Source organism: Cellulomonas algicola (genome assembly GCF_019024305.1).
In the GTDB taxonomy this organism is placed as follows: Bacteria; Actinomycetota; Actinomycetes; order Actinomycetales; family Cellulomonadaceae; genus Cellulomonas; species Cellulomonas algicola.
This window is the reverse complement of sequence record NZ_JAHKSJ010000017.1, coordinates 38,191-52,620: the sequence shown is the minus strand read 5'-3', so window position 1 is coordinate 52,620 and position 14,430 is coordinate 38,191. Positions and strand designations below refer to the sequence as shown.

17 protein-coding genes are annotated in these 14,430 nt (G+C 76.0%); 12 read left to right on the top strand and 5 right to left on the bottom strand.

The annotated features are described in order from the left end of the window. The first annotated feature begins 67 nt into the window (after positions 1–67). Together KOV94_RS13625 and KOV94_RS13620 are read left to right on the top strand one after the other, a co-directional pair. Complete coding sequence (locus tag KOV94_RS13625; RefSeq protein WP_308160544.1) at positions 68–928, top strand: DNA-3-methyladenine glycosylase family protein; 861 nt, start codon at positions 68–70, stop codon at positions 926–928. A 166-nt stretch (positions 929–1,094) separates the two neighbouring features. After that, positions 1,095–2,402, top strand: a complete 1,308-nt coding sequence (locus KOV94_RS13620) for a DUF4349 domain-containing protein (RefSeq protein WP_218052342.1) — start codon at positions 1,095–1,097, stop codon at positions 2,400–2,402. On the opposite strand, the gene KOV94_RS13615 is transcribed toward KOV94_RS13620, so the two are convergent. Beyond that, positions 2,338–2,709, bottom strand: a complete 372-nt coding sequence (locus KOV94_RS13615; RefSeq protein ID WP_218052341.1) for a fluoride efflux transporter FluC — start codon at positions 2,707–2,709, stop codon at positions 2,338–2,340. The genes KOV94_RS13620 and KOV94_RS13615 overlap by 65 nt on opposite strands. After that, positions 2,706–3,119 carry a CrcB family protein gene (locus KOV94_RS13610; protein ID WP_124344202.1) on the bottom strand — a complete coding sequence of 138 codons (414 nt, stop codon included), beginning with the start codon at positions 3,117–3,119 and terminating at the stop codon, positions 2,706–2,708. The genes KOV94_RS13615 and KOV94_RS13610 overlap by 4 nt, the downstream gene beginning before the upstream one ends. A gap of 39 nt (positions 3,120–3,158) precedes the next feature. Between KOV94_RS13610 and KOV94_RS13605 the strand changes: the two genes are divergently transcribed. Continuing rightward, positions 3,159–3,602: a GNAT family N-acetyltransferase gene (locus KOV94_RS13605; protein WP_124344203.1), complete on the top strand. Its 444-nt coding sequence runs from the start codon at positions 3,159–3,161 to the stop codon at positions 3,600–3,602. Between the two features lie 111 nt (positions 3,603–3,713). On the opposite strand, the gene KOV94_RS13600 is transcribed toward KOV94_RS13605, so the two are convergent. Continuing rightward, positions 3,714–4,097 carry a DUF5655 domain-containing protein gene (locus KOV94_RS13600; RefSeq protein WP_218052340.1) on the bottom strand — a complete coding sequence of 128 codons (384 nt, stop codon included), beginning with the start codon at positions 4,095–4,097 and terminating at the stop codon, positions 3,714–3,716. 194 nt (positions 4,098–4,291) lie between these two features. On the opposite strand from KOV94_RS13600, the gene KOV94_RS13595 reads away from it, so the two are divergent. From KOV94_RS13595 to KOV94_RS13560, 8 genes are all read left to right on the top strand, one after another. Next, complete coding sequence (locus tag KOV94_RS13595) at positions 4,292–5,596, top strand: glycoside hydrolase family 6 protein (protein ID WP_218052339.1); 1,305 nt, start codon at positions 4,292–4,294, stop codon at positions 5,594–5,596. A 156-nt stretch (positions 5,597–5,752) separates the two neighbouring features. After that, positions 5,753–6,337, top strand: a complete 585-nt coding sequence (locus KOV94_RS13590) for a DUF6529 family protein (RefSeq protein ID WP_124344205.1) — start codon at positions 5,753–5,755, stop codon at positions 6,335–6,337. A gap of 17 nt (positions 6,338–6,354) precedes the next feature. Further along, positions 6,355–6,867 carry a Rieske (2Fe-2S) protein gene (locus KOV94_RS13585; protein WP_308160542.1) on the top strand — a complete coding sequence of 171 codons (513 nt, stop codon included), beginning with the start codon at positions 6,355–6,357 and terminating at the stop codon, positions 6,865–6,867. A gap of 258 nt (positions 6,868–7,125) precedes the next feature. After that, positions 7,126–7,551 (top strand): hypothetical protein, encoded by a 426-nt coding sequence (locus KOV94_RS13580; RefSeq protein WP_218052338.1) that lies wholly within the window; start codon positions 7,126–7,128, stop codon positions 7,549–7,551. Next, positions 7,548–8,204: a hypothetical protein gene (locus KOV94_RS13575; protein WP_160142939.1), complete on the top strand. Its 657-nt coding sequence runs from the start codon at positions 7,548–7,550 to the stop codon at positions 8,202–8,204. Before KOV94_RS13580 ends, KOV94_RS13575 begins: the two co-directional genes overlap by 4 nt. Beyond that, positions 8,201–8,380, top strand: coding sequence for a hypothetical protein (locus KOV94_RS13570; protein ID WP_124344414.1), 180 nt, complete (start codon positions 8,201–8,203; stop codon positions 8,378–8,380). The genes KOV94_RS13575 and KOV94_RS13570 overlap by 4 nt, the downstream gene beginning before the upstream one ends. Then, the gene (locus KOV94_RS13565; protein WP_124344415.1) at positions 8,323–8,646 is read left to right on the top strand and encodes an MBL fold metallo-hydrolase; all 324 of its coding nucleotides are present in this window, start codon (positions 8,323–8,325) and stop codon (positions 8,644–8,646) included. Before KOV94_RS13570 ends, KOV94_RS13565 begins: the two co-directional genes overlap by 58 nt. Positions 8,647–8,896: 250 nt before the next feature. Beyond that, a complete protein-coding gene (locus tag KOV94_RS13560) occupies positions 8,897–9,514 on the top strand; it encodes a PilZ domain-containing protein (protein ID WP_124343164.1) in 618 nt (205 codons plus the stop codon). A 96-nt stretch (positions 9,515–9,610) separates the two neighbouring features. On the opposite strand, the gene KOV94_RS13555 is transcribed toward KOV94_RS13560, so the two are convergent. Then, complete coding sequence (locus tag KOV94_RS13555; RefSeq protein WP_218052337.1) at positions 9,611–12,739, bottom strand: efflux RND transporter permease subunit; 3,129 nt, start codon at positions 12,737–12,739, stop codon at positions 9,611–9,613. A gap of 144 nt (positions 12,740–12,883) precedes the next feature. On the opposite strand from KOV94_RS13555, the gene KOV94_RS13550 reads away from it, so the two are divergent. Continuing rightward, entirely contained in the window at positions 12,884–13,471 is a 588-nt protein-coding gene (locus tag KOV94_RS13550) for a DinB family protein (protein ID WP_124344417.1), read from the top strand. Between the two features lie 69 nt (positions 13,472–13,540). Here KOV94_RS13550 and KOV94_RS13545 read toward each other — a convergent pair whose 3' ends face one another. Beyond that, the gene (locus tag KOV94_RS13545; RefSeq protein ID WP_218052336.1) at positions 13,541–14,338 is read right to left on the bottom strand and encodes an 8-oxoguanine DNA glycosylase OGG fold protein; all 798 of its coding nucleotides are present in this window, start codon (positions 14,336–14,338) and stop codon (positions 13,541–13,543) included. Positions 14,339–14,430: the final 92 nt, after the last annotated feature.

Below are 14,430 nucleotides of genomic sequence, written 5' to 3'. Positions count from 1 at the left end.
CGCGCACCTCAGACGGACGTCCAGCAGCACTCGACCCCATGTCGGTGCTCTCTTCTACAGTCACGCGGTGACCGCTTTGCCGCCACTGGGGCCGCCGCACGCGTGGACCGTGCACGCCGCGGTCGACCCCGCGCCCCTCCTCGCGTCCCTGCGCGCCCACGCCGTCCCGGGCGTCGAGACCGTCGACGGGAGCACCGTCTGTCGCCTCGTCCCCGTCGGCACGCGGCTCGTGCCGGTCGCCGCCGACCTGCACGACGGCCACGTGGTCGTGCGCGGCGCCGCCCCGACGACGGTGCTCGACGACGTCGCGCGTCGGTGGTTCGGCCTGGACGACGACGTCGACGCGGTCGCGGACGTCCTCGCGCAGGACGCCGTGGTCGGGCCGCTCGCGCGCCGACGGCCGCACCTGCGTGTCCTCGGCCACCTCGACGGCTTCGAGGCGACCGTGACGACCGTGCTCGGGCAGCAGGTGTCGCTGGCCGCGGCCCGGACCTTCGGCGGGCGGCTCGCCGCCGCCTGGGGGCGCCCGGGCCCCGACGGGCTGCTCGCGTTCCCGCGCCCGGACGACCTGGCCGACCTCGACCCGGCCGAGATCCAGTCCACCGTCCGGATCACGCACGCCAGGGCGCGGTCGCTGCGCGCGGTCGCCGAGGCGTTCGCCGACGGGCTCGACCTGCACCCCGGTGCCGACCCGGTCGAGGCACGTCGGCGGCTGCTCGCGCTCCCCGGGGTCGGCCCCTGGACCGTCGAGTACCTCGCGCTGCGGGTCCTGGCCGACCGGGACGCGCTGCCCGCGGGGGACGTCGTGCTGCGGCGCGCGCTCGGCGTCGACTCGACGGCTGCCGTCGAGGCCGCGTCCGCGCACTGGCGCCCCTGGCGCGCCTACGCGGCGATCCACCTGTGGACGTCGCGCGCCTACGCCCTGTGAGGCCTGCCGCACCGACGCGTCGGTGTGAGAGCCGCGCCCTTCCTTGCACAGGTCAGGGCCCCGATCCGGTGACGAGCACGTCACGATCCGGCCACATCCGGCCCGCCGCGTCACGATCGGGACACCGCGCCCCCGCAGCACGTCGTGGCGCCCTAGCGTCGCCGCCATGACCGCCACCCGGGACCGACGCTCCCCTCGCCGCTGGGCCGTCCTCGGCGCCTCGGTCGCGACCGCCGCCGTGCTGCTGACCGCGTGCTCGGGCGGCGGCGCCGGCGACCAGGCCGCCGACGGCGCGCAGTCCGAGGTCGGGTCCGCGGGCGGTGACGGGGCTGCCGTCGACGGGGGCGTCGCGGCACCGGGCGACGTGGCAGCGGGCGACGCCGACGCCGCGGAGAGCGAGCGGCAGGTCGTGCAGACCGGCGTCCTGCGGCTCACGGTCGACGACCCACGCACCGCCGCGGACGCGGTCGTCGACCTCGCGGAGCGCAGCGGCGGGCGGGTCGACTCCCGGTCCGAGCACGCGGCGTCGCAGGAGCGGGCGGGCTCCGCGGCGCTGACGATCCGCGTGCCCGCGGACGAGGTGTCGGCCACCGTCGACGCGCTGCGGGAGCTCGGCCGGATCGACGAGATCGACCTCGACGCGCAGGACGTCACCGCCGCCGCGCAGGACCTCGACGCGCGCATCCGCGGGCTCGAGCTGTCGGTCGCGCGCATGTCCGACCTCCTCGCACGCACCACGACCACGGAGGACGTCGTCGCCGCGGAGAACGCGCTGACCGAGCGGCAGACGCGGCTCGAGGAGCTCCAGTCGCAGCGTGCACGCCTCGCCGACGCGGTCGCGCTGTCGACGCTCACGGTCGAGCTCGTCGGGCCGGGTGCCGTGCCCGCCGCGTCCCCGGGACCCACGTCGTTCCTCGGGGGCCTGGCCGTCGGATGGCAGTCGTTCGTGGTGACGCTGCGCGGCCTGCTCGTCGTGCTCGGCGTCCTGCTGCCGTGGCTGGCGTTCGCGGGGGCGGTGACCGCCGGGACCGTCGCCGCCGCCCGCTGGCGGCGGCGACGCCGCGGTCCGCGACCCGGCCCCGCCGGCCCCGCGGGGCCGGCGGGGCCGGGTCGCGGACCGCGGCGGGGGGGGCCCCCCCCGCCGCGGTCCGCGACCCGGCCCCGCCGGCCCCGCGGGGCCGGCGGGGCCGGGTCGCGGACCGCGGCGGGGGGGGGGGCCCCCGGGCCCGGGCCCCCGCCGCCGGGGGGGGGCGCCCACGCCGCGGTCCGCGACCCGGCCCCGCCGGCCCCGCGGGGCCGCCCTGGGCGGTCGCGCCGGTCGGTCCCGCGCCGGCCGGTCCCGCGCCCAGCGGTCCCCCGCCGGCCGGGCCGCCCGCAGCCGCGACGCACGCGGCCGGGAGCGGGACGCCTCACGCGACGCCGGACACCACCCCGTAGCCGACGGCGGCAGCCGCGACGGCGAGCACGAGCGTGAGCGCAGCGTTGCCGACCGCGAGGCGGTAGGCGCCGGCCTGCGCGAGCCGCACCGTCTCGAACATCGACGTCGAGAACGTGGTGTAGCCGCCGCAGAACCCGGTGGCCGCCGCGACGTAGACCGTCGCCGGGAGCAGACCCTGTACGTGCGCCGCTACGAGCGCGCCCAGCAGCGCCGACCCCGTCACGTTGACCACGATGGTCGACACCGGCAGGTGCCGTGGCACGCGGGCCCGGATCTCGCCGTCGACGCCGAAGCGCAGCGCAGCGCCGAGGCCGCCGGCCAGCGCGACGAGCAGCAGCGTCACGCGGCGGCCTCCCGGTGACGTCGCGCGCCGACCACCACGCCGCCCGCGCACGCCGCGACGCCGAGCACGACGCTCGCGAGCGCGTAGGCGAGGGCGAGCCCGGTCCGCCCGTCGGCGAGCCGGTCGGCGACCTCGAGCGCGAACGTCGAGTACGTGGTGAAGCCCCCGAGCACGCCCGTGCCCAGCCCGAGCCGCGCGACCCGGCGACGCCCGGTGTCGGGGCCGGAGCGCGCGAGCGCCTCGAGCAGGAGCCCGAGGAGGAACGCGCCGACGACGTTCTCGACGAGCGTCGCGACGGGGACGCCGCCCCGGTCCGGCACCGCGTGGGACAGCCCGTACCGGGCGAGCGTGCCGAGCGCACCGCCGACGGCGACGACCACGACGAGCCACGGGTCGCGGTGGAGGTGCACGTCGTCACCCTACGGCGGGCGCACGCCTACCCTGACCCGGTGACCCTGACCGTCGAGACCCGCACCCCCGCCGACATCTCCGCCGCGGAGCTCTACGCGGTGCTGCGTCTGCGCGTCGACGTGTTCGTGGTCGAGCAGGCCTGCGCCTACCCCGACCTCGACGGCCGTGACCTGCTGGACGACACGCTCCTGGTCTGGGCGCACGACGACGGCGACCTGCTGGGCACGATCCGGGTCCTCGGCGTGCACGGCACCGCACCCGCCATCGGCCGGGTCGCGACGGCGCCGGCGGCGCGCGGGCGCGGTGTCGCGCGCGCGCTGCTGGAGCACGGCATCGCCCTGTGCCGCCCGGACGCCGAGATCCACCTGCACGCCCAGACGCACCTCGAGGACTGGTACGGACGCCTCGGCTTCGCGCGTGCGGGCGACGACTACGACGAGGACGGCATCCCGCACGTCCCGATGACGCTCGCCCCGCGCTGACCCTCGCCGGGGGCGCCGCCGCAGGGTCGTCGAGCCGCCCGCGGGCGGTCGCCGCGCAGCCGTGGCGCGACCGCGTGGCCGGGCCAGGCGACCGCGGTGCGGTCCGACCGGTCAGCGCAGGTGCGCGCCCGCTCCGACCGCGTAGGCCTCGCGGACCCAGCCCTCGAACGCGTCGTCGAGGTCGTCCGCGGACGTCACCCGGAACTGGTGCACGAACAGACGCTTCGTGTACGGCGAGGCCCGCCGGATCCGGCGGTCGGGCCCGAGCGGGCGCTGCATGTCGAGGAAGCCGTCGACCCCGTGCCGCGTCGGGCGGGCCCCGGCGAAGCCGCGCCGCTCCCCGGCGAACGTCACGGTCGTCTGGTGCGCGAGGACGGTCACGGGGCCGCACGCCTCGACGAGCGCCACCACCCGGTGCCAGAGCTCGACGTGCGCGGGGTCGGCGTCCCGGAGGTGGTCGTCGACGGTCCAGGTGCGCGGTGCGTCGTCGGCCATGCGCACGATGGTCCTCCTCCTCGCCCGCTCGGCCACCCGGCCCGGGTCGGGCCGCGCCCGACGGTCGGAGGCGACGATCACCCGCGCGAGGCCCTTGCCCTCGCCCGTCCGGATTGTCATGCTCCTGGGACGGCGGTCCACCCCCTTCCGCCGCGCACGGCACCGGTCATCCGACAACGACGTAGGAGCCTTCCGTGGCACGTCACACCCGTTCGCCCCTCGCAGCGCTCGCCGCGGCCGCCGCCGTGGTAGCGCTCTCACTGCTCTCCGCCGCGCCTGCGACGGCGCACGGCCGCCCCGGCCCGGGTGGTCCGTCGTCGACGACCCGGCTCTACACGCCCCCGCCCAACGAGGGCGCGGTCGCGCAGATCAAGCAGCTCGTGAAGGACCGCCGGTACGCGGACGCGAAGGCCGTCACGAAGATGGTCGCGACCCCGCAGGCGGTGTGGTTCACGAGCGGCACGCCCAAGGACGTGCGCAAGTCCGTCGAGAAGACGGTCAGGAGCGCCAAGCAGCAGCGCGCGGTCCCGGTGATCGTGGCCTACAACCTGCCGTACCGGGACTGCGCGCAGTACTCCGCGGGCGGCGCGCTCGACACCGCGTCGTACCTCGCGTGGATCGACGGGCTCGCGCAGGGCATCGGCAAGAGCGAGGCCATCGTCGTGCTCGAGCCCGACGGCCTCGGGATCATCCCCTGGTACACGTCGATCACCGGCGCGACCGAGTGGTGCCAGCCCGCCGAGGCCGACCCGGCGACGGCCGCGTCCGACCGGTTCGCGCAGCTCAACGGCGCGGTGGACCGGCTGTCGGTGCTCCCGAACGTGCGCCTGTACCTCGACGGCACCCACTCGGCGTGGCTCGGCGTCGGCGACGTCGCCGACCGGCTGCACAAGGCGGGCGTCGAGAAGGCCGACGGCTTCTTCCTCAACGTCTCGAACTACGAGCTCAGCGAGCGTCAGGCGAAGTTCGCGAGCTGGATCTCGCAGTGCCTCTGGTACGGCACGAACGACGCCGAGGGCGGCTGGCGGCTCGGGCACTTCGACTACTGCGCGAGCCAGTACTACCCCGCGGACCCGAACGACTTCAGCACGTGGGGCCTGACGGACCAGTGGTACGTCGAGAACGTCACGAACGCCGCCAACCCGCCGGCCGGGCCCGAGGTCCTCAAGCACGCCGTCGTCGACACCAGCCGCAACGGCCAGGGCCCGTGGACGCCGCCGGCGGACCACCCCGAGGGCGACCCGCAGGTGTGGTGCAACCCGCCGGACCGCGGCCTCGGCCTGCGCCCGACGACCAGCACCGGCGACCCGTACGTCGACGCGTACCTGTGGATCAAGATCCCCGGCGAGTCCGACGGCCAGTGCACGCGCTGGGCACCCGACGGCGGCGTCGACCCGGTCCGCGGCTACGCCGACCCGGCGGCCGGCCAGTGGTTCCCGCAGATGGCGCTCGAGCTCGTGCACAACGCGAACCCGCCGCTCGGTGGTCACCGGAGCTGACCGACGCACACCGCACGACGGCCGTCCGGGCGCACCGGGCGGCCGTCGTCGCGTCGCGGCGGTGCCACGTCCGGACAGCGGTGCCCCCAGCACGTCGGGACGCCGGCGGCCGGGCACGTCTGGACACCGGTGCCCCCGGCCCGGGACGCTGGCCGCATGGGCGTGACGCAGGCGCCACCCTCCCCGCCGTCCGCCACCGCGCGGTGGCAGTGGTCGCTCGCGGGCGTCGCCGCGCTGGGGCTGGGCGTCGCCGCAGCGCTCGCCGCCTACGCGGACGCGCACCCCGGCGACGGCGCGTCGCTGCTGACCCTGTGGTTCAGCGGGATGCTGCAGCTCAAGGCGTGGTTCACCTCCGCCGCGCTCGTGCTGGTCGTCGTGCAGGTGCTGTCCGCGCTCGCGATGTGGGGTCGGCTGCCCGGCGTGCGGGGCGGCGCTCCCGGCTGGGTCGCGCTGCTGCACCGGTGGAGCGGCGTCGTCGCGTTCCTGCTCACGCTGCCCGTCGCGTTCCAGTGCGTGTGGTCGCTGGGCTTCGAGGACGAGCCGTCGCGCGTCCTGGTGCACAGCGTCGCCGGGTGCCTGTTCTACGGCGCGTTCGCCGCGAAGATGCTGGCCCTGCGCCTCCCCCGCCTGCCGTCCGTCGTGGTGCCCCTGCTGGGTGCCACCGTCGCGACGCTGCTCGTCGTCGTGTGGTTCACGTCGGCGCTGTGGTTCTTCACCCAGCCCGGGCTCCCCCGGGTGTGACGGCGGGAGGTGCACGCGTGACGGAGGGGGCGTCCGAGGGGTACCGGCGGCGCGAGGTGCTCGAGGCGGTCGGCGTGACCGTCGCGGCCGGCGTCGTCGGGTTCGTCGGCATGTCCACGCTCGCGCCGGCCACCGAGGACGGCGACTACGCCCCGCCGGGCGGCGGTCCGGCCGCAGACGACGGCGGGACCGGTGCGGACACCGAGGACGGGGCCGACGACGGCGACGACGGCGGGGACAGCGACGGTGTCGTCCTCGCGGCGTTGTCCGACGTCCCCGACGGCGGCGGCCTCGTCCTCACCGACCGCCAGGTGGTGCTCGTCCGGGACGGTGACGACGTCGAGGGGTTCAGCGCGGTCTGCACCCACCAGGGCTGCCTGGTCGGCGAGGTCGCGGACGGCGAGATCCGCTGCCCGTGCCACGGCAGCGTGTTCGACGCCCGGTCGGGCGACGTCGTCCGCGGACCCGCCCAGCGACCGCTCCCGGAGGTCGACGTCGACGTGCGGGACGGTCGGGTGGTGCTGCGATGAGGCGCACGTTCTGGCAGCGGCTGCCGACGCTCGTGTGGCTCGCGGGCGTGGGAGTCGTCGTGGGTGCGGCGCTCGCGTCGCTCCTGCTCGACTGACGGCTCGACCGACGGCTCGACCGGCGCCTCGACCGACGGGACGGGCCGGCACGACCGCGGCCCGCGACCGTACCGGCCGCTCCCGGTTGCGGCGTGCGCGAGCGCGCCGCACGGTGGTGGCACGTCCGGAGGCGGGCTGCCCGGCACACCGGAAGGTCGAGCCATGCGCCCCGTCGCCCACCCCCACGGCACCGCCCCCGCGCTCCGCGTCCCGACGCGGCACGCCCGCAGGCTCGCGGCCGCGCTGGCCGCGCTGCTCCTCGGGCTCGTCGGCGCGCTCGCGCTCACGGGGCTCACCGCGCGGGCGTCGGTCGCCGCGACCGACGACCCCTCGGTCGAGCAGCCCGGCACGCTCCCCTCGGTCGACGAGACGCCGAGCACGAGCGACCCGAGCCCGGAGCCCACGCAGACGTACGGCGAGGGCGGGGCGGGCCCGCACCAGGAGTCCGGCGAGGACCAGCTCGGCCCCCTCACGCAGGGGAAGACGTTCGCGATCCTCGGGATCATCGCGGCGACGCTGGCGATCATCGCGGTGATCGCGGTGCGGTCGCGCCGCAGCCGGGACGACGCGCACGGTCGCGGACGGTGACCGCCGTCGCGGACGGCGTCGGCGGGGCCCTGGGCGGTCTCGCGGACGCCGCCGGACGCCGTACGGGGCGCCGGCCGCTGCACGCGCGCGGCATCGTGCTGCCGGCGTCGCTGCGGATCGGCGACGACCCCGACGCGCCGGGGGCGGTCGACACGTTCAGCGGTGGCGCGGTCGTGCGGCTGTCCCGCGCCGCGGGGCTGCCCCGTCCGTGGCCCGACGTGCACGGTCTGGCGGTGCGCTGGGAGCGGCGCGGGCGCGCCGAGGCGCTGCTGCTGTCGGGGACCGGGACGGGGTCGCTGAGCCGGTTCGTGCTCGCGCCGCGCCGCCGCGTCGTCGACGGCCCCTTCACGACGCTCATGCCGTTCCGCTCGCCCGACGGTCCCGTCGTGATCGCCGCGCGGCCGGCCGCCCGCCCCGACGGCGGCCTCGACGTCCTGCTGCTGTCGTCGCGCCTGCGCGGACCCTGGTCCCGGTGGGGTGTGCTGCGGGTCGACGCCCCGGGTGGCGCCGCGACCGACGACGACGTGCGGTTCGACCCGGTGCTCGACTGCCCGAGCGGCCTCGCGACCTACCGCTGGGCTGCGGCGCTGCGCCTGCCCGCCTACCGGCACGCCCGACGGTCCGCACCCGATCCGGGGAGGCTGCCGTGGTGAGCGGTGTCGGGGCCACGCTCGTCGCGGAGGGCGTCGTCCGGATGCACGCGGCCGCCACGGAGTGCTACGTCGTGCGCGACAAGGTCGGCGTGCTGCTCGTCGACGCGGGCTCCCCGCGATGTGGCTCGCGCTCGACGAGGCCGTCCGGCTGCTCGGTGCGGGTCCGCGCGACGTGACGGCGCTCGTGCTCACGCACGGCCACGTCGACCACGTCGGCTTCGCGCGGCGTGCCGTGTCGACCCTGGGCGTCGAGGTGGGGGCGCACGAGGCCGACGCGCGGATCGTCGCGCACCCCTCCCGCTACGCGCACGGCCGGCCGCGGGCGTGGTACCCGCTGCGCCACCGGCGCATCCCGGTGCTCGCTGCGATGGCGGCGAAGGGCGCGCTGCGCGTGCACGGGGTGCGGACGTCGCACCCGGTCGGCGCCGCCGGCGTCGCCTGACGATCCGAGGTGCGGGCACCGACGACCGGGCAGCTCCGCCGACGCCCGGTCCTCCGGCACGACGGACCTGCCCCACCGGGCGAGAAGGTCGCCGGACGCGTGCAGGACGCCCGCCACCGGGAGTGACGTCACCCGGCCGGGGGGTCCCCCGGAGGACCCCTCAGCCGGTCGTCGGCCCTGCCGATGGGGTCGGTGTCGGCACGTGTCACCGTGCCGGCGCCAGGACCAGCACCACCGGGACGGACCGACCATGCACGACCTCGAACGATGCGCGCTCACGGTGCGCGACCGCACCACCGTGGTCGAGGGGTACGTCGCGGCGTTCGACGGCGAGACCATGACGGTCGCGGCCGAGCACGGGGTCGTCCCCGGCGGGGTGCGGCCCGGTGACGACGTCCAGGTGCTCGTGCTCGACGAGGTGCGCGGCGAGGTCCGCTACGTCGGCACGGTGTCGCGCGTGGGCGCGTCGACGGTCGCCCTGGTCGACCTCGAGCTCGTCTCGATGCTGCAGAAGCGGCAGGGTGCGCGCGTCCGGACGCTCCAGCTGTGCACGGGCGTCGCGACCGGCCCCGACGGCGCCGGCCCGGGCCGCCCGATCTCGTTCGTGGTCGTCGACATCAGCGCGCACGGCATGCGCCTGTCGACGACGTCGACGCTCGCGGTGCACGACCGCGTCGCGTTCGAGTTCCCGACCGGTCGCGGTGCGGTGAAGCTCGACGCCGAGGTGCTGCGCACCCAGCGGACCAGCACCGGCGGGACGCAGTACGGGTGCCGGTTCGTCGACATCCGCGAGAACGACGTCGACGCGCTGTTCCGGTTCGTGCTGCGCACGCAGGGCGCACAGCGGCGGATGCGCCTCGACGCCTGACGGAACCCGGCCTGTCCCGGCCCCGTCCGGCCGGTCGGCGGTGCGGGCGGGGCCGGCGCCCGTCGAGCCGCCCCCCGCCCCGCCCGCACGCTCCCGTCAGGCCGTCGCCGGCGCGCTGCTCGACTCGGTCGCGTCCGCCTCCGCGGCCTCACGCCGCAGCCGGCGCCGCTCGCCCCGCCGCTCGAACAGCGTGTAGAGCACCGGGACCACCACGAGCGTGAGCAGCGTCGAGCTCACGAGGCCGCCGATGACGACGAGCGCGAGCGGCTGCGAGATGAACGAGCCCCCGCCCGTGATCCCGACCGCCATGGGCGTGAGCGCGAAGATCGTCGCCGCGGCCGTCATGACGATGGGCCGCAGACGCTTGCGCGCCCCCTCCGCGACGGCGTCCGCCAGCGGACGGCCCCGCTCGCGGTACTGGTTGATGAGGTCGATGAGCACGATCGCGTTCGACACGACGATGCCGATGAGCATGAGCAGGCCGATGAGCGCCGGCACGCCCAGCGGCGTCGACGTCACGAGCAGCGCGATCAGCGCGCCCGTCGCGGCGAACGGCACCGACACCAGCAGGATCAGCGGCTGCACGAGGCTGCGGAACGTCGCGACCATGACGAGGTAGACGATCGCGATCGCGACGAGCATCGCGAGGCCCAGGTCGGCGAACGCGTCGGCCTGGTCGGCGGCGACACCACCGACCTCGACGGTCGCACCCGGCGGCAGGTCCAGGCCGTCGACCTCGGTGGTCAGCGCCGCCGTGAGGGCGCCGACGTCCTGGCCGGACGGCTTGACCGAGACGGTCGCGCTGCGCTCGCCGTCGACGCGCGTGACCGACGTCGGGACCTCCACCTCCTGCACGCTCGCGACCTGCGTGAGCGGGACCGGCCCGGCGGCGGTCGGCACGACGAGCCCCTCGACCTCCGCGACCGTCGTGGGTGCGTCGCCGACGGCCACCTCGACACCGACCGGGCCGTCCCCCAGGTTCACCGTGCCGATGGGGCTCGGCGCCATGAGCGAGGCCACCGTGCCGGAGACGGCCGTCTCGGTGAGACCCACCGCCGCGGCGGCGTCGCGGTCGACGACGACCTGCACGATGCGCTGGTCGCTCGCGAGGTTGTTGGTCACCTCGGCGACGCCGTCGACGTCACGCACGGCGTCCTCGACCTGCGCGGCCGCGGCGGCGAGGACGTCGGTGTCGGTCGCCCGCACGACCAGGTCGACCGTGCTGCTGCCGAACCCGGAGTCGCCGCCCGCGACCGTGATGCCCGTCGACGGCGCCTCCGAGAGCCCGTCGACGGCCTCGCGGACGGACTCCTGCGCGGCCACGCCGTCGGCGTCGGCGTCGAGGGTCACCGCGAACGTCGCCTGCGGGGTCGCTCCCCCGCCGAAGAACGCAGCCATCGCGGCGTCCGCGGTGCCGACGGTCGTCTGGACGGTCTCGACGTCGTCGAGCGCGAGCAGCGCGCCCTCGACCTCGCGCGCCGCCTCGTCCTGCGCGGCGAGCGTCGTGCCGGGCTCGAACGACTGCGTGACGGTCAGCGTGTCCTGCCCGGAGTCGCCGATGAAGTTCGTCTCCAGGCGCGGGACCAGCGCGAGCGTGCCGCCGAGGACGGCGACCGCGACCAGCAGCGTGATCACCGGGTGGCGCAGCGACGCGGCGAGCGTCGGGACGTAGGCGCGCTGCCAGACGCCGCGGCGCTCCTTCTCCTCGGCGCGCGCCCGGACCTCGGCGGCGTCGGCGACGCGCCCCGTCGGGGCCTTGATGAACCAGTACGCGAGCACCGGGACGATGCTCAGCGCGACGAGCAGCGACGCGCCCATCGCGATCGCGACGGTGAGCGCGAACGGCCGGAACAGCTCGCCGACCATGCCGCCGACCAGCGCGATCGGCAGGAAGACCGCGACCGTCGACACCGTGGAGGCGGTGATCGCGCCGCCGACCTCGCGCACCGCCGTGAGGATCGCCTCGCGCTTGCCCTCCCCGTAGGAGAGGTGTCGTTTGATGTTCTCGATGACGACGATCGAGTCGTCGACGACGCGTCCGATCGCGATCGTCATCGCGCCGAGGGTGAGGATGTTGAGCGTGTAGCCCGTGACGTTCATGACGACGAACGTGACGAGCAGGGACAGCGGGATCGAGATCGCCGACACGAGCGTCGAGCGGAGCGACGCGAGGAACAGCAGGATCACGATCACCGCGAACAGCAGGCCGAGCAGGCCCTCGGTCGCGAGCCCCTCGATGGACTCCTCGATGAACGGCGCCTGGTCGAACACGACCGCGACCCGCACGCCGTCGGCGTCGAGCTGCTCCGCGAGGTCGTCGAGCACACCCTGCACCGCGTGCGACACCTCGACCGTGTTGCCCGCGGGCGTCTTCGTGACCGCGACACCCAGCGAGGCGGCACCGTCGAGGCGCGAGTACGACGTCGGCGCGGCCGGCCCGGCCTCGACGGTCGCGACGTCGCCGAGCGCGACGACGTCGCCCGTCGGGCTGCTCAGCGGGAGCGCGGCCAGGTCCTCGACGCTCGTGATCGGCGAGCCGATCTGCACGCTCAGCTCGGTGTCGCCGTCCGCGACCGTCCCCGCGGGGATCACCACGCCGTTGTCCTGCAGCACGGTCGTCACCTGGGCCGGCGAGAGTCCTGCGGCCGCCATCGCCGCGACGTCGAGGTCGACGAGCACCTCCTGGTCCGCGATGCCGGACACCCCGACGCTGCGCACGTCGGCGACCTGCTCGAGCCGCGGCTGCAGGACGTCCGTCACGAACGCCGCGAGGTCGTCCTGCGACGACCCGCCCGACACCGCGAGCTGGATGACCGGCAGGTCGTCGATCGACCCGGTCACGACCTGCGGCTCGACGACCGACGGGAGCTGGCGCTGGATGCGGTTGACGGCGCTCGCGAGCTGCTGGCTCGCGAGGTCCATGTCGGTGCCGTAGGTGAACTCGACGGTCGTGACGGACAGCCCGGTCGACGACGTCGACGTGACCTCCTCGACCTTGTCGACGCCCTTCGCCGCCGTCTCGACCGGCACGGTGACCTGGTCCTCGACGATCTGCGGCGCCGACCCCGGGTACACGCCGAGCACGACGGCGGTCGGGATCTGCAGCGACGGGATGAGCTCCTGACGCAGCGACCCGAGGCTCACCACCCCGAACACCGCGACGGCGACGGTCATCAGCGCGACGACCGCGCGGTTCGCGAGCGACAGCCTGGCCAGACGGTCCACGGGGCTTCCTCCCGGGTCGTGCGGGCACGCGCCGGGGACGGCGGCGCGCGGGATCTGGTCCGCACCCTAGGCGCGACCCGCCTCCCCAACGAACGACACCCGCGACGAGTTGCCGTGACCTGCGGCACCCACCAGCCTGGGCACGTGGACGACGACCGCGCGGTGCTGCACCGGTACCTCCAGAGCGCCCGCGACGCCCTCGTCTGGAAGCTCGACGGGCTCGACGAGCGCGCGGTGCGCCTGCCGCGCACCCCGACGGGCACCAACCTGCTCGGCCTCGTCAAGCACGCCGCGGGCGTCGAGCTCGGGTACTTCGGCGAGACGTTCGACCGCGACTTCCCGGGCCTGGCCGAGCTGGCCTGGTACCTCGACGAGACGACGCCCAACCTCGACATGTACGCCACGGCCGACGAGCCGGTCGACGAGATCGTCGGCCTGTACCGCCGCGTGTGGGCCTTCGCCGACGAGCTGGTCCTGAACGCACCGCTCGACACCCCGGGGCGCGTCGCATGGTGGCCCGAGCACCGCAACCCGGTGTCGCTGCGGGAGGTCGTCGTGCACGTGACGAGCGACCTGAGCAGGCACGCCGGGCACGCGGACATCCTGCGCGAGCAGGCGGACGGGGCCGCGGGGCTGCGCGTCGACAACAGCAACCTGCCCGGGATGACGGCCGACGAGTGGGCGGCCTACGTCGCGGAGCTCGAGCGCATCGCGGACGCCGCGGGTCGCTGACGGCCGGGCGCGACGCCGCGGGTCGCGGTCGGGCGGGCGCGACGCCGCGGGTCGCGGTCGGGCGGCCGGTCAGGAGTCGGAGCCGGTGCCCGCCGAGGCGACGAGCGTCCGGACCGACGACTCGACCTGCACGGGCGTCCGCCCGAACGGACGGCCCCACGTGACGAGCCGGTCGACGTACCGCCCGTAGTCGTCGGGGTGACCGTCGCGCAGCGGCAGGTCCGCGTCCCGCGCGAGCCACCCCCGGACGTCGTCGTCGAGCACGGGCACCGCGTGCGGTGCGTAGGGGTCGCGGCGCGCCGACGCGAAGTGCAGCCACGCCGTCAGGCCCGCCGGCGCGAGCCCGTGCAGCCGGTGCTCCACGATCCGCCGGTGCGCCGACCGGGCGGCGTCACCCGCCACGCCGCCGTGCCCGGCGGGCGTCGAGCGCACCGCGGACCCCGTCGCGGCGGACGCCGCGCCCGCCGTGCGCGCGGTCGCGGCCTGCACGCTCGCGGTGGGCGCGGTCACGTCGCGGGCCGTCCCGACGGCGTCCTCGAGCGCGGCGACGACCTCCGGCTGCACCGCGGTCGGCCGACGACGGCCTCCGAGGACGGTCGCGGTGCGGTACGGGCCGTCGTTCGCCGGTCCGTACGCCCAGACCATCGCCGCGACGAACGCGGGCACCGTCCTGCCGCGCTCGAGCTCATCGTGCACCAGTGCGGCGGCGTCCTGACGGTCGACCTCGTGGTCGACGTCGGGCAGCCGGAAGTCCGGGCCCATCCGGTCGGCCCACTGCTGCCAGTGCGCACGGCGCCACCGGACGGGCGGCGCGGGCGTGAACGGCGTCGTGAGCAGGGCGTGGAGCGACACGGGCACGGTCGTCATGGGGGCATCGTGGCACCGTCACGGCCTCGCGTGACCAGTCCTGGGTCCCGATGTCCGCCTGAGGGACGACGGGATGGAGAACGTTGTCACCC